We start from the raw sequence: 23,050 nt of genomic DNA on the forward strand, positions 1-23,050 counted from the left end.
TCCTTAACTCATTCCGCGGCGCTGGCCCGGATATCCATCAGCAGGAACTTCTCCTGCTGGTTCTCGATTTCCTCGAACCCGATGAAGGTTTTGAAATCGCCCATGCTCATGACCGGATGCGGCAGCGCCCCGGTGTTCAGGTCGGCCATCAGCCTGGCGTAATTGTCCTGCATCGCCTGCGCGGCGGACATCAGCCCGACCAGCGGATAGGTCGCCAGCCCCGCAACTTCGCGGATCTGGTCGGCGTCGAGGTCCTTCTCCAGCCAGCCGAGGATCTGCAGCGAGAGGGGCACGCCCGCCGCCTCGCGCAGTTGCCTGAGGCTGTCGAGATCGGTGAAGGTCTTGCTGATCGGCTGGACGAGGTCGGCGCCGGCCTCGACATAGAGCTTCGCCCGTTCGATGGCGCCCGAGACGGTGGGCGCGTCGGTGCGGGCGATGATCAGCGTGTCGGGGTTCCTGCGGGCCGACACGGCGGCACGGATCTTGCCCGCCTGCTCATGCGCGGGCAGGATTTCCACCTGGTTCGCCACGGCGGGGCAGCGTTTGGGGGCGAGCTGATCCTCGAAGATCATGGCGGCCACGCCCGCGTGCTCGAACTCGCGCACGGTGCGCATCACGTTGATGGCGTTGCCATAGCCGGTATCGGCATCGGCAATGACCGGGATGTTGACGGCATTGGCCACGTTGCGCACCACGCCGAGATTCTCGGTCATGGTGTAAAGCTCGACATCCGGGAAGCCGAAATTCGTGGCCGAAAGCGCGAAGCCCGAGGTCATGACCGCCGGCGCCCCGGCCTTCTCGGCCAGCATGGCCGACATGGCGTCGAAACAGCCAGCCACGAACTGGGTCTCGCCCGCGCGGGCCTTTGCCGCGAAATCGCGTTTCACGTCATCTTCAATCATGGATCAGGCCTCCTCGCCTTCACGTGCATGCAGGTATCCCACGATCCCGCCGGCCTCGAGCATTTGCCGGTCGCTCTCGCTCAGCGGTTCGATGGGCAGTTCCGTACCGGCCGTCAGGTTGCGCAGCACGCCCGCCTCCCAGTCGACCTCGATCTCGTCCCAGCGGCTGACCGCGCCGATGATGCCGGGGCAGACCACCTGCGGAAAGCCCATCGCGATCTCGCCGCGCCAGTAGCCAGGCGAGAAGCTTTCGCCGATCACCCCGCCGATCCCCAGTTTCCGCATGCCGATCATCGGCGGGTAATGCGGGTGGCCGTAGCCGAAATTGTGGTTGCCGATCAGCAGGTCGCCGGGCTTCACCTTCTCGGCGAAATCGGGCTCCTCGGCGGCCATGCACAGCCTGGCCAGCTCGTCGGGGTCCTTGATCTTGATGTTCTTCACGCCGACGATCTGGTCGACGTCGAAATCCTCGTCCTCGAAGATCCAGGCCACGCGGCCCCGGAGATTGGCCAGCGTCATGACGGCACCTTTTCCTTGGCCAGGTAGGGGCGCGGATCGGCGATCTGGCCCTCGATGGCCGAGGCCGCGACGGCAGCGGCGTTGACGATGTAGATATCGCTGTCGGGCGAGCCCATGCGCCCGCGCACGTTGAGCGTGCCGGTCGAGACGGCCTTCTGCCCCTCGCGCATCGCGCCCATGCGGCCGAAGCAATAGTCGCAGGAGGACGAGCTGATGAAGGCGCCCGCGTTGATCAGGCGGTTGAGGATGCCCTGCCGGGCGGCCTCCTCCATGATCTCCTGGCTGGTGGGGATCACGTAAAGCTGGAAGCCGTCCTTGATCCGGCGGCCTTCCAGCACGTCGGCGGCCAGTGCCAGGTCCTCGACCCGGCCGGAGGCGCAGGAACCGAGATAGCCCACCTGCACCTCTGTGCCTGCCACCTCGCTCAGGTCGCGGGTATTGGCGGGGCTGGGCGGGATCACGGCGACGGGTTCGAGGTTGGTGATGTCGATCTCGTGCCGCGCGTGATAGGTGGCGTCGGGGTCCGAGAAGAGCGGCTCGATATCCAGCTTCTGGCGCTCGCGCATGTAGGCCAGCGCCTTCTCGTCGGGGTTGTTGATGGCGGTGATGGCGCCGGTGAACATGGCCAGGCAGTTGATCGTCTGCCGCGCCTCCAGCGACATCGCCTCGATCGCCGGGCCGCCGATCTCCATCACCATGCCACGGCAGGCCCGCGGGCCCAGTTCACGCACGATATGGTGGAACACGTCGCGCGAGGTCACGCCCATCTGCAACTCGCCGGTGATGTCGATGCGCACCGTCTCGGGCACCTGGAACTTGATCCGTTCCTTCACGAACGCCTCGAGCAGGTGGCGGCGGACACCGATGGCGAGCGTCCCGAACGTGCCAAGCTGCGAGATATGCCCGTCGAAATGCACCACGAAGGCGCCGGGCGTGGCATAACCCAGCTCGGCCGCGACCTGGTGGCCGATGCCCTTGCGCTCGTAGACGGGTACGTTGTTCTTCTTGCCCCAGCTTCGCGTGTTCTCGTGCAGGTCCTCTTCCGCCGCGGTGGCGGTGGGGACCATGTGATCGATGAACAGCGCGTAGCGGTCCGGTTCGGCGACCTTCTCGATGCCGAACTCCTCTTCCATCTGGCGGAAGATCACGTCGGTGTAGCCCGGGAAATCATAGGCGATGACGAAATCCGGCTTGGCGAGCAGCTCGTCGCCCGCCCGCGCTTCGGTTTTGCCCGAGACCCGGGCGAGAATCTTTTCGGCTATGGTGAAGCCCATGCTCCGACCTCCCTTCGGATTGGGTTTGCGCGATGGTGAGCCTTCCGGCGCGGCAAGTCAACCAACAACTCTGATTTCATCTGGTGAAACGATCAGACCGCCAGGCCGCGCACCGCGTTGCGCATGTCCGATACGGCCGTCTGCATCTTCTCCAGGTGCTCCGCCTGCGCGGCGCCCACGTAATTCGGCGTCAGCCCGCCCGAGGAGATCGCGCCCAGCAACTGGCCGTTGTCATCCAGCAACGGCACCGCCATGGCCGATATCCCCTCGACGATCTCGTCATGCTTGACGATGAACCCCTTCTTGCGGGCGCGGGCAATCTCGGCGCGCAGGGTCTTCTCCTCGCCCGGCTCCAGCTTCAGCGGGCCGGACAGGATGCGCTCCTGCTCCGATTCGGGCAGGTAGGCGAGCAGCACGCGCGGCCCGGTGCCCCGGTCGAACGCGCGGATTTCCCCCACCGCCCACCAGCGCACCTCGATCGCCTGCCCGCCGTTGTGACAGGCCTGGCAGATCGCCACGTCGTTATCGACCGTGGACAGGTAGATCGTCGTCTGGGTGTCGCGGGCAAGTTGAAGCAGCCGGTCGTTCACGAGGCTGACAAGCGTGACCGTTTCCGGCACGGCGCGGGCCAGTTCAAGCAGGCCGGCCGACGCGCTGTAAAGCCCGTTCACCGGATCCTGGAAGACCAGCCCCTCGTCCCTCAGGGTGACCAGAATCCGCCGGGTGGTCCCCGCGTCCAGCCCGGTCTCGCGCACGATTTCATTGAGCGCCCGGTGCGGGTGCGTCGACGAAAAGGCCCGGAGAATCGCCACCGCGCGGGAGATCGACCGGACCCGCGGAAGGGTGGCGCCCTGCTGGCCTCGCAACTTTACCGCGTCATTTGCCATTTTATCTCCCTTTCATCTAGTGAAATATAAATTGACTGTTGACACAACGCAATCCTCTCGTGCGATATTCGGCACGACTGGCCGGCATCGGCCTGAACAGGGAGGAATACCATGAAACACATGCTCAGGGGGCTTGTGGTCCCCGCACTCGTATCGGCCGGCCTCGTGTCCGCGGCCCTGACCACCGCGGCAGAGGCGCAGACGCGCGAGCTGCGCTTTGCCGAGTTCGGCCCGAATGCCGGCGCCCGGGCGGGCGGCCTCGTCTGGCTCGACGAGGAGCTGCGCAAGCGCACCGACGGCGAGCTTGGCCTCGATATCATCTGGGGCGGCGCCCTTGTCGGCGCGGCCGGCGCGGCGCAGGCGATTTCCGACGGCGTGGCCGACATGGGCTCGATCGTACCGGTCTATGCGCCGGGCGAGCTGGTGGTCTACGAGGTCGTGGATACCGGCGAAATCGCCGACGAATACGCCGGGATGATGGCCGCCTACGAGCTGATGACCACGCACCCCGACGCGCTGAAGGAAGCCGAGGATTTCAACGTCAAGTATTTCGGCAACTACACCACCGGCCCGACCCAGCTTCTGACCCGCGACAAGCCGGTGCGCAGCCTCGAGGATCTCGAGGGCCTGACCATCCGCACCACCGGCGCCCACGTGCCGGCGCTCGAGGCCCATGGCGCGGCCACCGTGTCGATGTCGCAGCCCAAGGTCTACGAGGCGCTGTCGAACGGCTCGGTCGACGGCTCGACCACCTATTACTACGTGGTCAACGGCTACAAGCAGTACGAGGTCGCCGACTACATGACCGAAACCGCGCTCGGCCAGACGCTGGGCTTCGGGATCATCATGAACAAGCAGACCTTTGACAGCCTGTCGCCCGAGCACCAGGAAATCGTCGAGGAGCTGGGCCGCGACTTCACACTCGAAATGGCACAGATCATGGCCAACTCGCGCGTCGAGACCAAGGCCATGCTGGCCGAGGGCATCGACGGCAAGAAGGTCGAGATGATCGACGCGCCGGAAGAGATGCGCCAGGCGCTGATCGAGGAAGCCCTGAAGGACAACGTCAACTGGGTCGAGAAGGCGAATGCCAAGGGCCTGGATGGCGAGACGATCTCGCAGGACTGGCTCTCGCTGGCCGAGAAGTACCGCAAGGAAGTCGAAGAGAACGGCTACCCCTGGGACTGATCCCAGCTCTCAAACGGCACATGGCGCCGGGCACTCGATCGAACGGGTGCCCGGCGTTTTTGAAATCCCTTCCCTTTCCGCACAGCTTCAAGGTGTCGCCCCCATGACTTCCGTAGGCACGCATGTTCGCAAGGCGCAGTCGCTGCTCGAAACCCTCGCCATGATCCTTGCGGGGATCGTCCTGCTGACGATGGGGCTGATCATCGTCGCCTCGATCCTCGGCAAGCTCCTGTTTCTCCGGCCGATCCCCGACGACCTGCTGATGGTGGGCCTGCTGAACGTGGCGGTGATCGTCCTGCCGCTGGCCTATGTCGAGCGGATGCGCGGCCATATCACCGTGACCGTCACCACCGACTGGCTCGGCACGCGGATGCTGGGGGCGCTGCGGGTGTTCGGCGCGCTGGCGATGGCGGTGTTCTTCGGTGGGATCGGCCTCATGGTGGCCGGGCGGATGCCCAACGAGATCGCCAAGGGTGCCTATTACGACGGCGTGCTGCAAATCCCCACATGGCCGATGAAGGCGGTGTTCGGCGCCGCCATCCTGCTGTTCGTCGCCCGCCTTGTCCTGAGCATGATCGACGGCATCCACACCGTCATCACCGGCCGCGACGAGACCGCCCCCGAAACCCCGAACGAAGAGGTTTGACCCATGGATCCGCTTATGGTCGGCCTGATCGCGCTCGGCATCACCATCCTGCTTCTGGCCATCCGCGTGCCCATCGCGGCGGCGCTCGGCATTTCCGCCTCGGTCGGCGTGTTCATCATCTTCTCGTGGCGCCCCGGGGCCGAGTTCATGCCGGAATACGCCTGGCGCCCCACCCTGTCGCTGATTGCGAACGGGCCCTATGACTTCCTCAAAAGCTACAGCCTCGCCACCGTGCCGCTTTTCGTGCTGATGGGGCATCTCGCCTACGAGGCGGGGTTCACCACCGATGTCTACCGCGCCGCGCGCCTGTGGCTGGCGAAGCTGCCGGGCGGCGTGGCCATGGCCTCGGTCGTGGGCTGCGGCGGGTTCTCGGCGATCACCGGCTCCTCGGTCGCCTGCGCGGCGGCGATGGGGCGGATCGCGATCCCGGAAATGCTGAAATTCGGCTATTCCAAGCCGCTCGCCACCGGGTCGGTCGCCATCGGCGGCACGCTGGGCTCGCTGATCCCGCCGTCGATCCTGTTCATCCTCTACGGCGTCTTTGCCGAGCAATCCATCGCGCGGCTGTTCATGGCGGCGATCGTGCCGGGCCTCCTGTCGCTGCTGGCCTACCTGATGGTGATCTTCCTCTGGGCCAAGTTCAAACCCTCCGCCGCGCCGCGCCCCGAGGAGACCATCTCGGCCCGCGACCGCTGGCAGAGCCTCGGGAACTGCTGGTCCATCGTGGCGCTGTTCGTGGTGGTGATCGGCGGCATCTATGCCGGCTTCTTCACCCCGTCCGAGGCCGCCGGCGTCGGCGCCATCTCGGCGCTGGTGCTGGGCCTTCTGCTCGGCCGGCTGAACTTCCAGCGCATCGTCTCGGCCCTGCGGGAAAGCGTGTTCCAGTCATCGATGATCTTCGCCATCGCCGTGGCGGGCAAGATCTACGTCAGCTTCATCGCGCTCACCGGCCTGTCGGGCGCCATCGGCGACTGGATAGCCGCGTCGGAGGTGTCGATGGTCGCGGTGCTGCTGCTGATCGTGCTGTTCTACCTCGTCCTCGGCATGTTCCTCGACCCGATCGGGATCATCCTGCTGACCCTGCCGCTGACCATCCCGATCGTCAGCGGCTACGACCTGTCGCTGATCTGGTTCGGCGTGCTGGTCATCAAGCTGCTGGAAATCGGGCTGGTGACGCCACCCATCGGGCTGAACGTCTTCGTGATCAAGTCGATCCTGGGCGAGAAGGTGCGCCTCGAGTCGATCTTCGCGGGGATTTCGCTGTTCCTGATCGCCGAGGTGGTGGTGCTGGGGCTGATCGCGGCGATACCGGCGATATCGCTCTGGCTGCCCGGCATCCTGATGTAACCATGGCCCCGCCGGCGCCAGAAATCAGGCGCCGGCAAGCGCCTTCTGCGGCATCGGCCGGTACGCGAGATAGCCCTCGCGCGTGGCGATGTGGTCGGCGATGTACCTGGCGTCGTGCCACACGCCCCAGATGAACGACGACCCCCGCCGCGACAGCCACGGCAGGCCGACGAAATAGACCCCCTGTTCGGGCGAGACGCCGCGCTGGTGGCGGGGCTTGCCCGAAGCTTCGAAAACATCGACATCCAGCCAGCCGTAATCGAGCGTGAAACCGGTGGCCCAGATGATCGATGTGATCCCGGCCCCGGCAAGGTCAAGCTCTTGGATCGGATCGGTCACGCAGTCCGGGTCGGGGCCGATCTCTCGCGCCGACGGCTCCTTCGGCAGGTCGAGCCCGTTGCGGGCGATATAGGCATCCGCCTCGTCCAGCACCGACAGGTAATTGCTGTCGCCATGGGCGATATTCCCGGCAAGGTCCGCCGCGAAGCTCAGCTTGCCGCCCTTGCACGCCTCCGTCCGCCCGACCAGCACCATGCCCTGCGCCGCCAGCCTGCGGAAATCCACGGTCTGCCCGCCATTGGCACCGCTCACGGCAATCGTCACGTGCTCGGTGCCCGGCCCCGGCGTGGACAGGTCCCACTTGCCCAGCACGCCCAGCCACCAGGTGAAATCCCGCCCGCGATAGCTGCGCGGCGGGCGGTCATGCGGCCCGACCGACAGGTAGGTCTTGCGCCCCGATCTCAGCAGCTCTTCGGCGATCTGCGAGCCCGACGATCCGGCGCCCACGACCAGAACCGCCCCCTCGGGCAGCTGGTCGGGGTTGCGATAGCCGGTAGAATGCATCTGCACCACCCCCGTCTCCTCCGGCACGATCTGGGGTATCACGGGCCGCTGGAACGGCCCGGTCGCCGCCACGACGTTCTCTGCCTCGATCACGCCGGCCGAGGTCTCCGCCCGGAACCCGGGCCGCCCCTCGTTGCGCCGGACATGCGTCACCTCGACCCCGCAGCGCACCGGCGCGCCGATCATCTTCGCGTAGTCCACGAAGTAATCCGCCACCTCCTCCTTGCCCGGAAAGTCGTCCGCCACCGAGCGGGTGAATTCCATGCCCGGAAACCGGTCATGCCAGGCCGGCCCGTTCGCCACCAGCGAATCCCACCGCTCCGAGCGCCAGCGCTCGGCGATCCGGTGCCGTTCCAGCACGATATGGTCGATGCCGTTCTTCGCCAGGTGCTCGCTCATCGCGATCCCGGCCTGTCCGCCGCCGACGACGAGCGTGTTGGTTTTCTCGGGGGTCATCTCTGCGTCCTGTTCTCGTGTCCTGTTGCGTCCTGTCCAGAAGACTAGGCGAGCGGCCGGCGTACAAAAACGATGATCTCTCTAACCGTTGCTTGGGCCCAGCCTAACCCCGTCCCTTAGCTTGCGCCTAATCCGCGATGAGGCATAGCGTGCTTTTGCAACGGCGCCCCGCGTGACAGGATCGCGCCACCGCCCGGCGCACGTGAATCGGAGAGACCCATGGCCCATACCCGCATCCGCAAGTTCAACACCAAGGACACCTACCCCGAACAGAAGCTCGACAACGATCTCTGCCAAGCCGTGGTGACGGAAGGCGGCCGGATCGTCTGGCTGCGCGGGCAATGCCCCCAGAACCTCGACGACGCGAAGAACATCGACAGCCACGACCCGGTCGAACAGACCCACAAGGTGATGCAGAACATCCAGCAGCTGATCGAGGAGGCCGGCGGGCGGATGGAACACCTCGTCAAGGTCGTGGTCTACATCACCGATGTCCGCCACCGCGAGGCCGTCTATCGCACCATGGGCGAATACATCAAAGGTGTGCATCCCGTCTCGACCGGGCTGGTGGTGCAGGCGCTGGCGCGGCCCGAATGGCTGGTGGAAATCGACGGCACCGCCGTCATCCCGCAGGGGGACGCATGACCTTTTCCCTCGTCGCCCGCTGCGCCGAAACGGGCATGTTTGGCGTGGCGATCTCCTCCTCCTCCCCCGCCGTCGCCGCGCGCTGCTCCTATGCCCGGGCGGGCGTGGGCGCCGTCGCCTCGCAGAACGTCACCGACCCCACGCTCGGCCCGCTGGCGCTCGACCTGATGGAACAGCGGATGAACGCGGCGGAGGCCATCGCCGAGGTGCAGAAACGCGGCCGGTTCATCGAGTACCGGCAGGTTCTGGCGATCGACCCCCAGGGCGGCACCGCCATCCATTCCGGCCCCAACTCGCTGGGCATCTGGACCCAGGCCCAGGGCCGTGACGTGGCCTCGGGCGGCAATCTTCTGGCCAATGACGGCGTGCCGTCGGCCATCGTCGAAGGATTCGAAACCGCCACCGGCCACCTTGGCGACCGCCTGATCGCCGCCATGCGCGCAGGGCTGGCGGCGGGCGGCGAGGCCGGGCCCGTCCACTCCGCCGGCATGATGCTGGTCGACCGCGTGCCATGGCCCGTCGCCGACCTGCGCTGCGACTGGACAGAGGATTGCCCCGTAGAGGCCATCGCCACCGCATGGGCCGTCTACAAACCCCAGCTCGACGCCTATATCCAGCGCGCCCTCGACCCGCGCGAGGCGCCCTCCTACGGCGTGCCGGGCGACGACTGACGCCCGGCCCCTCCCTTCCATGTACGCGCCCCGTCGCTATAATCCCGCCCCAGCGGCCCGGATGCCCCACCCCTCCCCGGCCGCCGGAGGCGCGCGCATGCTGGGATACACGCTCAGGCAACTGGAATATTTCGTGGCCGTCGGCGAAACCGGCAGCATCGCCGCGGCATCGGAAAAGGTGAACGTCTCCTCGCCCTCCATTTCCGCCGCCATCGCCCATCTCGAAGCCGTCTTCGGCCTGCCCCTCTTCGTCCGGCAACACGCGCAGGGCCTGTCGCTGACCTCGGGCGGGCGGCGGATGCTGGAACAGGCCCGCACCGTCCTGCGCGAGGCCGACGCGCTGATGGACCTTTCCGGCGACATCTCCGGCCTCATACGCGGGCCGCTGGCCGTGGGCTGCCTGCTGACCTTCGCGCAGGTCGTCCTGCCCCCCGTCCGCCGCAGCTTTCAGGATGCCTTCCCCGAGGTGCGCGTCGAACAGCACGAACTGAACCAGGCCGATATCTTCAGCTTCCTGCGCCGGGCCGAAATCGACGTGGCCCTCACCTACGATCTCGACCTGCCCGCCGACCTTTCCTTCGAGCCGCTGATAGAACTGCCCCCCTACGCCATCGTCGCCGAGGATCACGTGCTGGCCGACCGCAAGACCGTCGCGGTCGAAGACCTGCTGGGCCTGCCCATGGTCCTGCTCGACCTGCCGTTCAGCGCGGAATACTTCCTGTCCTTCTTCACCCGGATCGGCGCCAAGCCGGTGATCGCCGAGCGCACCCGCGACATGGCTGTGATGCGCGGGCTGGTGGCCAACGGCTTCGGCTATTCGCTGGCCAATGTCCGCCTGCTGAGCGATGTCTCGCCCGACGGCAAGCCGCTGAAATTCATCCCCCTCGAGGGCGACGCCCGCCCGATGCGGCTGGGCCTGCTGATGGCCGAAGGCGCCGGCAGTGCCAGCGTGGTGCGCGCCTTCGTCGAGCATTGCAAGGCGCGCGTCACCCCCGACCACCTACCGGGTGTGAAGATTTGAGCGGCGCGATATGACACGCACGTTGGAGCATCTCGAGAAGCTGGTGAGCTTCGACACGGTCAGCCACCGCAGCAACCTGGCGATCATCGACTACATCGAGGGCGTCCTGCAAACCCTCGGCCTCCGCACAACCCGCCTGCCCGATGTAAGCGGGCAGAAAGCCGGGCTCTACGCCGAAACCGGGCCGGGCGATGGCGGCATCCTGCTCTCCGGTCATACCGACGTGGTGCCCGTCGAAGGTCAGAACTGGACCCGCGACCCCTTCCGCCTCACACCCGAGAGCGACCGCCTCTACGGTCGTGGCACCACGGACATGAAGGGCTACCTCGCCTGCATGCTCACCGCCGCGGAACGGGCCGCCGGGCAGAACCTGCGCGAACCGCTGAAACTCGTCTTCTCCTATGACGAGGAAATCGGCTGCGTCGGGATACAACAGATGGCCGAAACCCTCGCCCCCCTCCTCGGCCAGCCCCGCGCCTGCATCGTGGGCGAGCCCACGCAGATGCGGATCGCCACCGGCCACAAGGGCAAGGCCGCGTGGCGCGCCACCTGCCACGGGCAGGCCGGCCATTCCGCGCTGGCGCCGGGCTTCGTCAACGCGCTGCATCTCGCGGGGGATTTCATGGCCGAACTGCGCGACCTGCAGGCATGGCTTGAACGGACCGGCGCGCGCGATCCGGGCTATGACATTCCCTACAGCACCGTGCATGTGGGCCAACTTTCGGGCGGGCTCGCCGTCAACATGGTGTCGGACCGGGCCGAGATGCGCTTCGAACTCCGCCACCTCGCCGCCGACCCGGCCGACGAGATGTCCCAACGGATCGCCGAGGCGGCAGAGCGCGTCGCCGACCGCTACAAGGGCACCTTCCCCGAGGCCCGCATCGAGCTTGACCAGACCACCGCCTATCCCGGGCTCGACGTGGCCGAGGATGCCGCAGTCACCCAACTCGCCCGCAGTCTTGCACAAACCGAGCTCACCAAGGTTGCCTTCGGCACCGAGGCCGGCGTGTTCGACCGGCTGGGCATCCCCACCATCGTCTGCGGTCCGGGCGACATGGCCGGCCAGGGCCACAAGGCCGACGAATACATCACCACCGCACAGCTTGACGCCTGCGACCGGATGATGACCCGGATTGTCTCGGAAATATCCAACTAGGGTCAGGCCCCGCACCACCGGCGGGGCCTGCCAGTCCTTACGCCGCGGGCAGCGAGATCGCCTGCGCCGCCGCCCCGTTCCGGGCGCCGTAATGGGTCAGCACGCGCGCGGCCATCTCGGCGCCGCGCCTGCCGGCCTCTTCGACCGTCTCGCCCCGCGCCAGCGCGCCGAGGAAGCCGCTGGCATAGGCATCGCCCGCGCCGGTCGTGTCCACGACCTTCGCCACGGGCGCGGCGGGAATGCGGTAGACGCCGCTGGCATCCGCCACCATCGAACCCTCGTCATGCAGCGTCACCGCCGCCACCGGCGCGTTGCCGATGGCCCAGCCCATCGCGCTGTCGGCGTCCTCCGTGCCCGCCAGCTGCCCGACCTCGGCCAGGTTGCCGACAAGGATATCCACGTGCCGGGTGATGAAGTTCCACATCACGTCGCGGTTGCGCTCGACACAGCCGGCATCCGACGGGGTCAGCGCGATGCGCGCCCCCGCCGCCTTGGCCTTCTGTGCCGCATCCTCGATCACCGCGGCCCCCTGCGGGGCGTCCCACAGGTAGCCCTCGATGAACAGGATATCCAAGCCCTCTGGCATCGCCTGCGCCAGGTCCGAGGGCGCCATCGTCACGGCGGCGCCGAGGTAGGTGCTCATCGTCCGCTCGCCATCCGGCGTCACCAGCACGACACAGCGGCCCGTGCCGGTGCTGGCATCCGGCGACGGGGCCACCGGGGCGGCGATCTTCAGCCCCGACATCTCCTCGCGGAAGGTCTGGCCAAGGTCGTCATCCGCAACCTTGCCCAGGTAGGTGCCGGTGACCCCGGTTTCCGACAGGTGGGCGATGGAATTGGCCACCGACCCGCCCGATTGCCGCACGCCGGGGCCGACCTCGTCGAACAGCGCCTGCGCGGCGCCGGCATCGACAAGGTGCATGCCGCCGGGGGTCAGGCCGTGGCGGTCGATCACGGCGGTCTCCACCGCCGCGACCACGTCGACAATCGCATTGCCGAGGCCCACGATATGGGGCGTCTTGTTGCTCATGTCAGCCATCCCTCAGTACCTGTAGTGTTCCGGCTTGTAGGGGCCGTCCTTCGGCACGCCGATATAGTCGGCCTGGTCTTCCCGAAGTTCGCTGAGCTTAACGCCGATCCGCTCGAGATGGAGCCGCGCGACCTTTTCGTCGAGATGCTTGGGCAGGATGTAGACGTTGTTGTCATACTGATCGCCCTTGGTCCAAAGCTCGATCTGCGCCAGTACCTGGTTGGTGAACGACGCGCTCATCACGAAAGACGGGTGCCCGGTGGCGTTGCCGAGGTTCAGCAGGCGCCCCTCGGAAAGCAGGATGATCCGAGCTCCGCTCGGCATCTCAATCATGTCCACCTGGTCCTTGATGTTGGTCCATTTGTGGTTCTTCAAGTTCGCCACCTGGATCTCGTTGTCGAAGTGGCCGATATTGCCAACGATCGCCATGTCCTTCATCTCGCGCATGTGCTCGATGCGGATCACGTCCTTGTTGCCGGTCGTGGTGATGAAAATATCGGCCGATTTCACCACATCTTCCAGCGTCACCACCTCGAACCCGTCCATCGCCGCCTGCAGGGCGCAGATCGGGTCGACCTCCGTGACCTTCACGCGAGCGCCCGCACCGCGCAGAGAGGCGGCCGATCCTTTGCCCACGTCACCGTAGCCACAGACCACGGCCACCTTGCCGGCCATCATCGTGTCGGTCGCCCGCCGGATGCCGTCGACAAGGCTTTCCTTGCAGCCGTACTTGTTGTCGAACTTCGACTTCGTGACAGAGTCATTTACGTTGATCGCCGGGAACGGCAGGTGCCCCTTCTCCATCATCTTGTAGAGACGATGCACGCCGGTGGTCGTTTCCTCGGAAACGCCCTTGATCATGTGCCGCTGCTTGACGAACCAGCCCGGGCTTTCCTTCATCCGCTTCTTGATCTGCGCGAAAAGGTATTGCTCCTCCTCGCTCTGCGGATTCTCGATCAGGTCGGTCTCGCCCTCTTCGACGCGGGCGCCGATGAGAACGTAGAGCGTCGCATCCCCGCCATCGTCGAGGATCATGTTGGCGCCACCCTCTTCGAACTGGAAGATCCGGTCGGCGTAGTCCCAATACTCCTCCAGCGTCTCGCCCTTTACGGCGAAAACCGGCGTGCCACCCTCGGCGATCACCGCCGCCGCGTGGTCCTGCGTGGAAAAGATGTTGCAGCTCGCCCAGCGCACCTGCGCCCCAAGCGCCACCAGCGTCTCGATCAGGCAGGCCGTCTGGATCGTCATATGCAGCGACCCCGCGATGCGCGCGCCCTTCAGCGGCTTCGCCTCGCCATACTCTTCCCGCAGGGCCATCAGCCCCGGCATCTCCGTCTCGGCGATGTCCAGTTCCCGCCGGCCAAAGCCGGCGAGGTTGATGTCGCGGATCGCGCTGTCTTCGGGTGCAAAGCTTTCCGGCTTGTTCATGTCCCGTGTCCTTTCTTTTCAGTCCGTGTTCCGTCTCACTCGGCCGCGGCAGAGGCGCCAAACGTGCGCGCCAGCTCGTCGGCGAGGTCGGTGCGTTCCCAGCTGAACCCGCCATCCTCGGCCGGCACCCGCCCGAAATGGCCATAGGCCGCGGTGCGGGCATAGATCGGCTTCAGCAGGTCGAGGTGATCGCGGATGCCGCGCGGGGTCAGGCGCACCATCTCGCGCAGCATCGCGGCCAGCTTGGTCTCGTCCACCCGGCCGGTGCCCAGTGTGTCGACATAGACGGCCACCGGTTCCGGCACGCCGATCGCATAGGCGAGCTGGATCTGGCACTTGTCGGCCAGCCCGGCGGCCACGACGTTCTTCGCCATGTAGCGCGAGATATAGGCCGCCGAGCGGTCGACCTTCGTCGGGTCCTTGCCCGAGAACGCCCCGCCGCCATGCGGTGCCGCCCCGCCATAGGTGTCGACGATGATCTTGCGGCCCGTCAGGCCCGCGTCGCCATCCGGCCCGCCGATCACGAAATTGCCGGTCGGGTTGACGATGATCTTGTCCTGCGACGGCAGGCTCCAGCCCTCTTCCTTGAAGCAGTCGGTGATATAGGGCTCCACCAGCTTGCGCACGTCATCCTGGCTCAGCCCCTCGGCATGCTGCGTGGACACGACGACCGTGTCGATCCCCACCGGCTTGCCGTTCTGGTACTTCAGCGTCACCTGGCTTTTCGCATCCGGCCCGAAATTCGGCTGCTTGCCGGATTTCCGGTCCTCGGCCATCGTCCGCAGGATCTTGTGGGCGAACTGGATCGGCGCCGGCATCAGCTCCTCGGTCTCGTTGCAGGCATAGCCGAACATGATGCCCTGGTCGCCGGCACCTTCCTCGCCCTTGTCGCCCTCGTCGACGCCCATGGCGATATCGGCCGATTGCGCGTGCAGGCGGCAGACGATCTCGGCGTTCTTCCAGGAGAACCCGTGCTGGTCATAGCCGATATCGCGGATCGCATCCCGCGCGATCTGCTCGACATCCTTCAGCACGCTTTCCGGCCCGCGCACTTCGCCGGCGATGGTCACGTGGTCCGTGGTGGCCAGCGTCTCGCAGGCCACGCGCGATTGCGGATCGGCGGCCAGATAGGCATCGAGCACCGCGTCCGAGATCCGGTCGCAAACCTTGTCGGGGTGCCCTTCGGACACCGACTCGGAGGTGAAAAGCCATGACTTGTCGCTCATGATTGGTCCTTTCTCCACTGTCGTGGGGTTGGGTCGCTTTTGGCAAAAACCGTATTTTTGCGGGGGTCAGGCGATCTTGCGATCGGCCGATGACTTGTCGGGCGTGTAGGACAGGCTGGGCTGCAGCCAGGCCTCCACCTCGGCAATCTTCATGCCCTTGCGCTCGGCGTAATCGGCCACCTGGTCGGGGCCGATGCGGCCGATCCCGAAATAGGCCGAGTCCGGGTGGGCGAAATACAGCCCCGACACCGCCGAGGCCGGCCACATCGCGCAGCTTTCGGTCAGCGTCACGCCGGTATGCTCGGGCGCATCGAGCAGGTCGAACAGCGTGCGTTTCTCGGTGTGGTCGGGGTTGGCCGGATAGCCGGGCGCGGGGCGGATGCCGCGATACTGCTCGCTGATCAGCGCCTCGTTATCCAGCGCCTCGTCCGAGGCATAGCCCCACAGGCTGCGCCGCACGCGGGCGTGCAGCGCCTCGGCAAAAGCCTCGGCGATCCGGTCGCCCAGCGCCTGCACCATGATCGAGTCGTAATCGTTGCCCTCGGCCTTCATCCGGTCGGCAATCTCGTGCACCTCCGGCCCGGCGGTGACGGTGAACCCGCCGACCCAGTCGTCGGTGCCCTCGGGCGCCACGAAATCGGCAAGACACATCTGCGGGCGGCCGTTCGACTTGCTGCGCTGCTGGCGCAGCTGCGGCATCCGGGCGCTCACGTGCTTGCGGCTCTCGTCGGCCCAGACCACGATGTCGTCGCCCTGCGCATTGGCGGGCCAGAGCCCGACAACACCCCGCGGGCTGAGCCAGTCCTCTTGCTCGATCCGGTCCAGCATTTTCTGCGCGCTGTCATACAACTCGCGCGCGGCGGGCCCCTTGTCGGGATCCTCGAATATCTTGGGGTACTTGCCCTTCATCTCCCATGTGTTGAAGAACGGCGTCCAGTCGATGAACTCCCGCAGCTTGGCGATGCCCATGTCGTCGATCACGGTCAGGCCCGGCGTCTGCGGCGCGGGCGGGGTGTAATCCTCCCATCCGCCGTCGAACTTGTCCTTCCGCGCCTCGGCCAGCGGGGCGGTCGGGCGGTCGCCCTGCCCGCTCATGCCGTCGCGCAGGGTCTCCTGCTCCTGAACGATGCCAGCCAGGTACTCGGGCCGCGCCGTCTTCGACAGCAGCCGCGAGACCACGCCCACGGCCTTCGACGCATCGTCCACGTGGATCACGCCGTGCTCATACTCCGGCGCGATCTTCAGCGCGGTGTGCTTCTTCGAGGTGGTCGCCCCGCCAATGAGCAGCGGCAGGTCCATCCCCTGCCGCTTCATCTCGGCGGCCACGTCGACCATCCGGTCGAGCGAGGGCGTGATCAGCCCGGAAAGCCCGATGATATCGGCCTTTTCCTTCTTCGCGGCGGCCAGGATATCCTCGGTCGGCACCATCACGCCAAGGTCGACCACGTCGTAATTGTTGCACTGCAACACGACGCCCACGATGTTCTTGCCGATATCGTGCACGTCGCCCTTCACCGTGGCCATCACCACCTTGCCCTTGGCCGAAGTATCGCCCGACTGGCGCTTTTCCTCTTCCATGAAAGGCAGAAGATGCGCCACCGCGGCCTTCATCACCCGGGCCGATTTCACCACCTGCGGCAGGAACATCTTGCCGTCGCCGAACAGGTCGCCGACCACGTTCATCCCGTCCATCAGCGGCCCCTCGATCACGTCGAGCGGCTTCTCGGCGCGCTGGCGGCACTCCTCGGTGTCATCCACCACGTAATCGGTGATGCCATGCACCAGCGCGTGCTCGAGCCGCTTCTCGACCGCCTGCTCGCGCCATTTCGGGTCTTCCTTCTTCGACGCCTCGCCCGAGCCCTTGTACTTGTCGGCAATCTCCAGCAGCCGCTCGGTCGCATCGTCGCGCCGGTTCAGCAGCACGTCCTCGACCCGCTCGCGCAGCTCCTCGGGAATGTCGTCATAGACGGTGATCTGCCCGGCATTGACGATCCCCATGTTCATGCCCAGCGGGATCGCGTGATACAGGAACGCCGAATGCATCGCCTCGCGCACGGCATTGTTGCCACGGAAGCTGAAGGACACGTTCGACAGCCCGCCCGAGACATGGCAATGCGGCATCGCCTCCTTGATCATCCGGGTCGCCTCGAAAAAGGCGTTGGCATAGTCGTTATGCTCCTCGATGCCCGTCGCCACGGCAAAGATGTTGGGATCGAAGATGATGTCCCAAGGCTCGAACCCCGCCTTTTCCACCAGCAGGTCATGCGAGCGTTTGCAGATTTCGAACTTGTGCTGCGCGGTCTCGGCCTGCCCGTTCTCGTCGAAGGCCATGACCACCACGGCGGCGCCATAGCGGCGCACGGTGCGGGCCTGTTCGAGGAACGCCTCCTCGCCCTCCTTGAGCGAGATGGAGTTGACCACGGCCCGGCCCTGCACGCATTTCAGCCCGGCTTCGATCACCTCGAACTTCGAGCTGTCGATCATCACCGGCACGCGGCTGATATCGGGCTCCGAGGCGATCAGGTTCAGGAAGGTCTTCATCGCCTCTTCCGAGTCGAGCAGCCCCTCGTCCATGTTCACGTCGATGATCTGCGCGCCGTTCTCGACCTGCTGGCGCGCCACGTCGAGCGCGGCGGCATAATCGCCGTCCATGATCAGGTTCTTGAACTTGGCGGACCCCGTCACATTGGTGCGCTCGCCGATATTGATGAAGCTGGAAACGCCTGTACTCATGCCGCGCCCTCCTTCGTGTCGGCGCCCTGCGCTTCGAACATCTCCAGCCCGCTCAGGCGCATCCGGCGCACCTTCTGCGGTATCTTGCGCGGGCTCTTGCCCTCGACCGCCTGCGCGATGGCGCGGATATGATCGGGCGTCGTGCCACAGCAGCCGCCGACGATATTGACCAGCCCCGACCGGGCCCACTCTTCCAGGTGCTCGGCGGTCTCCTCCGGCGTCTCGTCATAACCGCCCATCTCGTTGGGCAGGCCGGCGTTGGGATAGGCGCTGATGCGCGTGTCCGCCACTTCGGACAGCGTGCGCACGTGCTGGCGCATCTCGCCCGCGCCCAGCGCACAGTTCAGCCCGATGGAAAACGGCCGCGCATGGCTCATCGACACCCAGAACGCCTCGGGCGTCTGCCCGGTCAGCGTGCGCCCCGAGCGGTCGGTAATGGTGCCGGAAATCATCAGCGGCGGAATGGCCAGCCCCTCGTCCGACAGGCTGTCGATGGCGAAAAGCGCGGCCTTGGCGTTGAGCGTGTCGAAGATCGTCTCGATCAGCAGCAGGTCGGCGCCCGCCTCGATCAGCGCGCGGGCGGCCTCGCCATAGGCTTTAGCGAGATCGTCAAACGTCACCCCCCGGAAGCCGGGATCGTTCACGTCCGGCGAAATGCTGGCGGTCTGGTTGGTCGGCCCGATCGCACCCGCCACCCAGCGGGGTTTCTCGGGCGTCGCCACCGCGTCCGCCGCCTCGCGCGCCAGCTTCACCGACTCGACATTCATCTCGACCACCAGGTCGGTCATGTCGTAATCCGCCTGGCTGATCGCGTTGGCCCCGAAGGTGTTGGTGCCAAGGATATCGGCGCCCGCCGCCAGGAAGTCATCGTGGATCTTCCGGATCATGTCCGGCTGCGTCAGCGAGAGCAGCTCGTTGTTGCCGCCCACGTCGCTGGGATGATCCTTGAACCGCTCCCCGCGATAGGTCGCCTCGTCCGGCTTGCCCTGCTGGATCATCGTGCCCATGGCCCCGTCCAGCACAAGGATACGGTCCTCGATCGCGGCTCTTATGTCGTTGGTCTTGGTCATGCGTCTTTCAGTCCTTCAGGCAGCGTCTTCCGCAGGTATATCCGGTGTCAGCCCCAATGTCCTGCACACGGCCAGGGTCACCTTGGGCTGGTTGAGCGTGTAGAAATGGAACTCGGTGATCCCCGCGTCGATCAGGCGCCGGCATTGCTCGGCGGCCACGCCGGTGGCCACCATGGCGCGGGTCTCGGGCGCATCGTCCAGCCCGTCGAACATCTGGCCCAGCCAATCGGGGATCGACGCGCCGCACCCTTCCGAGAACCGCTTCAGCCCGGCAAAGTTCGACACCGGCATGATCCCCGGCACGATCGGCGCCGCGATACCGGCCGCCCGGGCCCGGTCGATGAACCGCAGCACCGTGTCGGTATCGAAGGCATATTGCGTGATCGCCCGTGCCGCGCCGTTGTCGATCTTGCGCTTGAGATGGTCAAGGTCTCCCTTCGCATCGCTCGCCTCCGGATGCACCTCCGGATAGGCCGCGACGGAAATGTCGAAATCCCCCACCCGGCGCAGCGCCCCGACCAGCTCGGCGGCATCGCGATAGCCGTCCTCGGGCACCGTCTCGCCATCGGGCAGGTCCCCGCGCAGGGCGACGATCTTGCGGATACCGCTCTCCCAGAACCCCTCGGCCTGCCGGTCGATCTCGGCCCGGCTGGCGCCGACACAGGTGAAGTGATGCGCCACGGGAAGGCCCGTCCGGTTCGCCACCATCTCGACCATGCGCGCGGTGCGGTCGCGGGTCGTGCCGCCGGCGCCATAGGTGACCGAGAAATACTTCGGATCGGCCGCGCTCAGCTGCGTCACGGTATCCCGCAGGCGGGTGACGCCGGCCTCGGTCTTGGGCGGGAAAAGCTCGAAGGATATCGACAGATCGTCGGACATACCTGTCATGTGCGGGGTCTCCATCTCGGGGATCGGGAAGGACGTAAGCGGGCGGCGGCGGGGGTGATCAAACACCCCCGCCCCGTCGGGTCAGTGCCGCACGGGTTTGCGGAACTGCTGGATGCCCCAGGCAAGATGCCCGTCATCCGCGGCCTTGACCCAGTTCTGCAGGCCCGTCGCCATCTTGTCGAGATACTCGGCCGAACAGCCCTTCTCGCGAAGCTGCTCGTAATGGGCCAGAAGCTCCTCGCGGACCCGGTCGTAATGCGTCCGCAGGTCCGACACGGCGTCTTCCTGTTTGACCGTCTCGAAGCCCAGCTTCTCGGCCGTCTCGCGATAGAAGGCGGGCGAGCCCAGGCTGTTGAGCTGAAGCCGGTCATAGACGGGCTGCAACACGCCCTCGGGCACGTCGTCGGCCTGCATCGGGTCGGTAAAGATCAGGTGCCCGCCGGGCTTGAGCACGCGGAACGCCTCGGCCAGGACCTGGTCGCGCTGGTCGGAATGCAGGAACGCATCCTGGCTCCAGACCACGTCGACGCTGTCGTCGGCCTCGGGCACATCCTCGAACACGCCGTGGCGGATGCCGATCTTGCCGGCCAGCCGTGCGGCCCGGACCTTGCCCAGGTTGTACTCGTTCTGCGTCTCGGAAATGTTCAGGCAGACGGCCTCGCACCCTGTCTTCTTCACCAGTTGCCGCATGGCCCCGCCATAACCGGCGCCAAGATCCAGCACCCGCGAGCCCGATTTCAGCTCCGGCAGCGCCTCGATCATTGCGTCGATCGACAGGTCGCTCGCCTCGCGGATGTTCTTGGTGGTCTCGTACCGCCCGATATGCAGGTCCTCGCCACCCCAGATGGTGGAATAGAACGTGTCGGCATCGTCGCTGTCGTAATAGGTCTCGGTGATATCGCGGATATCGGCCTCGCCATCGGCGCCGTTGCCGCCCCAGCGCGCCACGTGCTCGGCCGATTTCTCGGCGACGTGGATGAAGAAGTCGGGCTCCTCCTCGGCATAGGTCTCCTGGAAGTCGCCATAGGTGCGCACCCGCTCGAACCCGGCCTCGCGGAACAGGCGGCGCATGTAATCCTTGCGGATCGGACACAGGTTCAGCGTGTAGGACGCCCCGTCGGGGAAGTCATAGCGCATCCGGCACAGCCCCTCGTCGATATGCTCGGGCTCGGCGCTCACGTCGTCGCCGCAGTAATAATACTTGTGCTTGCTCGAGAACCCGTGGTCGAGCATGTGGTCGTAATTCCGCTGGTCGAGGATCAGCACCCCGTCATGCTTGAGCGCGGCATAGAACTCGGCCAGCGCGCGGCGGCGGTCCTGTTCCTTGTGCAGGTGGGTGAAGGAATTGCCCAGGCAGATGATCGCGTCATACTTGCCGTGAATGTCCCGGTTCAGCCAGCGCCAGTCGGCCTGCGAGGTCTTCAGGATCAGGCCGCGGCTCTGGCCGTTCTCGAAGGCCTTGGCGACCATCGCGGCGTTGCCGTCCGACGCCGTCACGTCGAACCCCGCCTCGGTCAGCCGGACCGAATGGAACCCGGTCCCGCAGGCCACGTCCAGCACCCGCTCCTTGCCGCGGGCCTTGAGGATGTCGATGAAGAACTGGCCCTCGCTCTCGGCCCGGCCATCCCAGTCGATCAGCTCGTCCCACTTGTCGACGAAGGGCGTGACGTATTCCATCCGGTAGTGCCCGGTCTCACGATCCTCCAGCGGATCCTTGCTGTAAGCCTGCTGGGTCATGGTGAGTTCGGCATTGCCGGCGAGGTCGCTGGTCATGTGTTTCTCTCCGCTATCTGGCTGGCGACAACCCCGGTCCGGGCGCTGGTCAGCCCCCCGCAAACCGCAATGCGGAGCACGGAAGCGTCGCCAATGGTGTCGTTGTTTTCGCCCTGCACCTCGGGTCGGATGCACGGCCTGTCAGCCCGCGCGGCCGGTGTCATCCACCTCGCCGCCGAGGGTCGGGATGCTTTCCTTGTCGAAGCATTTCGGTTCCCGACTCGATGTGCCTAGTGTTATCACCGGCAAGTTACGACTATTCAAGGTTTGTATGCGACTTTTTCATGAAGTTTGGTACTTTGGCGCACAAACCATTCTTCTTGCCTAAAAATCCGTCTGCGCAATCGGTAGGCATCAGGTGCACGTCACACTTAAAGGTTGTGCGTAGATCACACCAAACTACCGTAAGATGCAAATCACCAGGCTAAGTTTTCCTGCACCTGACGCCACGGCAGCCTCGCGCCGCCGGTCGCCGTCCCCGGCCCCGGTGTCGTCACCGTTTGGCGGCCTCTTCCGCCTCCAGCTTGCGGAACCGGCCCACCACCGTCTCCCTTGCCACGCCGATATGGTAATCCAGCGCCGCGCGCGCCTCGTCCTCGTCGCCCGACAGAAGCGCGTCGATGATCAGGTAATGGTTCCGCGCCACCAGCCCCGGCTCGTCGAACACCGTCTCGATCATCGCCGTACAGGCCTGGATTTCCGACGCCAGCTTGTCGAAGGCCGCAAGGAACCGCTTGTTGCCGCTGCTCTCGACGATCAGCCGGTGAAACTGAAGGTCCACCCCGATCTGCAGGATAAGCTGGTTCTCCTCGGACATGCCCACCATGTCCTCGATCTGCGCCCTCAGCCGGTCGATGATTCCCGCCACCTTGCCCTCGCGCACCACGCGCGCGGCGGCCTCTCGTTCGATGCACAGGCGCAGCTCGTAAAGCGAATCGAGGTCCTCTGCGTCGATCGTCCGGACAAAGAACCCCCGGTTCGCATGCGACACCAGCAGCCCCGCGCTTTCCAGCAGGCGCGCCGCCTCGCGCACCGGGGCGCGGCTGACCCCGAACTCCTTGGCAATCACGGATTCGGCGACCCTGGCGCCCGGTTTGAGCTTCCCCGACACGATCGCATCGGTCAGCATCTTCGCGATCTGCTGGGACAGCGCGTCGCGCGCCAGAGGCTGGAAGAGGGGGCCGGGTTTCGTCGTCATGATCTCCAAATTAGCCACCAAACTGTCGGTTGTCGACAATTCGGCTTGACTCGGCGCCAGCCAGCCGCTGAACATGGCCCCCGTGATGGCCGGCAGCGACACGTTGCCCGGCCACGAGACAACCTGCGCCGCAGACCGGGCCAACCGGC

General features: G+C 65.9%; 18 protein-coding genes and 1 pseudogene. 7 read left to right on the top strand and 12 right to left on the bottom strand.

Annotation, left to right across the window (positions count from 1 at the left end; genetic code table 11):
- Positions 1–8: 8 nt before the first annotated feature.
- The 4 genes from ACO07J_RS16725 to ACO07J_RS16740 form a co-directional block, all read right to left on the bottom strand.
- Complete coding sequence (locus ACO07J_RS16725; protein WP_422031027.1) at positions 9–902, bottom strand: isocitrate lyase/PEP mutase family protein; 894 nt, start codon at positions 900–902, stop codon at positions 9–11.
- A 3-nt stretch (positions 903–905) separates the two neighbouring features.
- The gene (locus ACO07J_RS16730) at positions 906–1,421 is read right to left on the bottom strand and encodes a hypothetical protein (protein WP_422031029.1); all 516 of its coding nucleotides are present in this window, start codon (positions 1,419–1,421) and stop codon (positions 906–908) included.
- Positions 1,418–2,695, bottom strand: a complete 1,278-nt coding sequence (locus tag ACO07J_RS16735; RefSeq protein WP_422031031.1) for a 3-isopropylmalate dehydratase large subunit — start codon at positions 2,693–2,695, stop codon at positions 1,418–1,420. The genes ACO07J_RS16730 and ACO07J_RS16735 overlap by 4 nt, the downstream gene beginning before the upstream one ends.
- 92 nt (positions 2,696–2,787) lie before the next feature.
- Positions 2,788–3,582 carry an IclR family transcriptional regulator gene (locus tag ACO07J_RS16740; protein WP_422031033.1) on the bottom strand — a complete coding sequence of 265 codons (795 nt, stop codon included), beginning with the start codon at positions 3,580–3,582 and terminating at the stop codon, positions 2,788–2,790.
- 111 nt (positions 3,583–3,693) lie between these two features.
- Here ACO07J_RS16740 and dctP point away from each other — a divergent pair, with 111 nt between their 5' ends.
- From dctP to ACO07J_RS16755, 3 genes are all read left to right on the top strand, one after another.
- Positions 3,694–4,770, top strand: a complete 1,077-nt coding sequence (gene dctP / locus ACO07J_RS16745) for a TRAP transporter substrate-binding protein DctP (protein ID WP_422031035.1) — start codon at positions 3,694–3,696, stop codon at positions 4,768–4,770.
- A gap of 103 nt (positions 4,771–4,873) precedes the next feature.
- Positions 4,874–5,416, top strand: coding sequence for a TRAP transporter small permease (locus tag ACO07J_RS16750; RefSeq protein WP_422031037.1), 543 nt, complete (start codon positions 4,874–4,876; stop codon positions 5,414–5,416).
- Between the two features lie 3 nt (positions 5,417–5,419).
- The gene (locus tag ACO07J_RS16755) at positions 5,420–6,763 is read left to right on the top strand and encodes a TRAP transporter large permease (RefSeq protein ID WP_422031039.1); all 1,344 of its coding nucleotides are present in this window, start codon (positions 5,420–5,422) and stop codon (positions 6,761–6,763) included.
- Between the two features lie 24 nt (positions 6,764–6,787).
- Here ACO07J_RS16755 and ACO07J_RS16760 read toward each other — a convergent pair whose 3' ends face one another.
- Entirely contained in the window at positions 6,788–8,062 is a 1,275-nt protein-coding gene (locus tag ACO07J_RS16760; RefSeq protein WP_422031041.1) for a flavin-containing monooxygenase, read from the bottom strand.
- 219 nt (positions 8,063–8,281) lie between these two features.
- On the opposite strand from ACO07J_RS16760, the gene ACO07J_RS16765 reads away from it, so the two are divergent.
- From ACO07J_RS16765 to argE, 4 genes are all read left to right on the top strand, one after another.
- Complete coding sequence (locus ACO07J_RS16765) at positions 8,282–8,707, top strand: RidA family protein (RefSeq protein WP_300893172.1); 426 nt, start codon at positions 8,282–8,284, stop codon at positions 8,705–8,707.
- The gene (locus ACO07J_RS16770) at positions 8,704–9,378 is read left to right on the top strand and encodes a DUF1028 domain-containing protein (RefSeq protein WP_422031044.1); all 675 of its coding nucleotides are present in this window, start codon (positions 8,704–8,706) and stop codon (positions 9,376–9,378) included. The genes ACO07J_RS16765 and ACO07J_RS16770 overlap by 4 nt, the downstream gene beginning before the upstream one ends.
- A 97-nt stretch (positions 9,379–9,475) precedes the next feature.
- Complete coding sequence (locus ACO07J_RS16775) at positions 9,476–10,399, top strand: LysR family transcriptional regulator (protein WP_422031046.1); 924 nt, start codon at positions 9,476–9,478, stop codon at positions 10,397–10,399.
- A gap of 10 nt (positions 10,400–10,409) precedes the next feature.
- On the top strand, positions 10,410–11,555 hold the full coding sequence (argE, locus tag ACO07J_RS16780) for an acetylornithine deacetylase (RefSeq protein WP_422031048.1): 1,146 nt from the start codon (positions 10,410–10,412) through the stop codon (positions 11,553–11,555).
- 37 nt (positions 11,556–11,592) lie between these two features.
- Here the strand turns inward: argE and ACO07J_RS16785 are convergent, their stop codons facing one another.
- The 7 genes and pseudogenes from ACO07J_RS16785 to ACO07J_RS16815 all read right to left on the bottom strand — a co-directional run bounded on the left by ACO07J_RS16785 (position 11,593) and on the right by ACO07J_RS16815 (position 22,901).
- Positions 11,593–12,585 (bottom strand): adenosine kinase, encoded by a 993-nt coding sequence (locus tag ACO07J_RS16785; RefSeq protein WP_422031050.1) that lies wholly within the window; start codon positions 12,583–12,585, stop codon positions 11,593–11,595.
- Between the two features lie 12 nt (positions 12,586–12,597).
- Positions 12,598–14,013 carry an adenosylhomocysteinase gene (ahcY, locus tag ACO07J_RS16790; protein WP_422031052.1) on the bottom strand — a complete coding sequence of 472 codons (1,416 nt, stop codon included), beginning with the start codon at positions 14,011–14,013 and terminating at the stop codon, positions 12,598–12,600.
- Positions 14,014–14,048: 35 nt separating this feature from the next.
- The gene (gene metK, locus ACO07J_RS16795; RefSeq protein WP_422031054.1) at positions 14,049–15,239 is read right to left on the bottom strand and encodes a methionine adenosyltransferase; all 1,191 of its coding nucleotides are present in this window, start codon (positions 15,237–15,239) and stop codon (positions 14,049–14,051) included.
- A gap of 66 nt (positions 15,240–15,305) precedes the next feature.
- Positions 15,306–19,042 (bottom strand): annotated as a pseudogene (gene metH / locus ACO07J_RS16800) (methionine synthase).
- Positions 19,043–19,057: 15 nt separating this feature from the next.
- Complete coding sequence (gene metF, locus ACO07J_RS16805; RefSeq protein WP_422031056.1) at positions 19,058–19,930, bottom strand: methylenetetrahydrofolate reductase [NAD(P)H]; 873 nt, start codon at positions 19,928–19,930, stop codon at positions 19,058–19,060.
- 81 nt (positions 19,931–20,011) lie between these two features.
- The gene (locus tag ACO07J_RS16810; RefSeq protein WP_422031058.1) at positions 20,012–21,703 is read right to left on the bottom strand and encodes a methyltransferase domain-containing protein; all 1,692 of its coding nucleotides are present in this window, start codon (positions 21,701–21,703) and stop codon (positions 20,012–20,014) included.
- Between the two features lie 493 nt (positions 21,704–22,196).
- Complete coding sequence (locus tag ACO07J_RS16815) at positions 22,197–22,901, bottom strand: GntR family transcriptional regulator (protein ID WP_422031060.1); 705 nt, start codon at positions 22,899–22,901, stop codon at positions 22,197–22,199.
- Between the last annotated feature and the right edge of the window lie 149 nt (positions 22,902–23,050).

The organism is Roseovarius sp. (assembly GCF_965228755.1).
Taxonomy (GTDB): Bacteria; Pseudomonadota; Alphaproteobacteria; order Rhodobacterales; family Rhodobacteraceae; genus Roseovarius.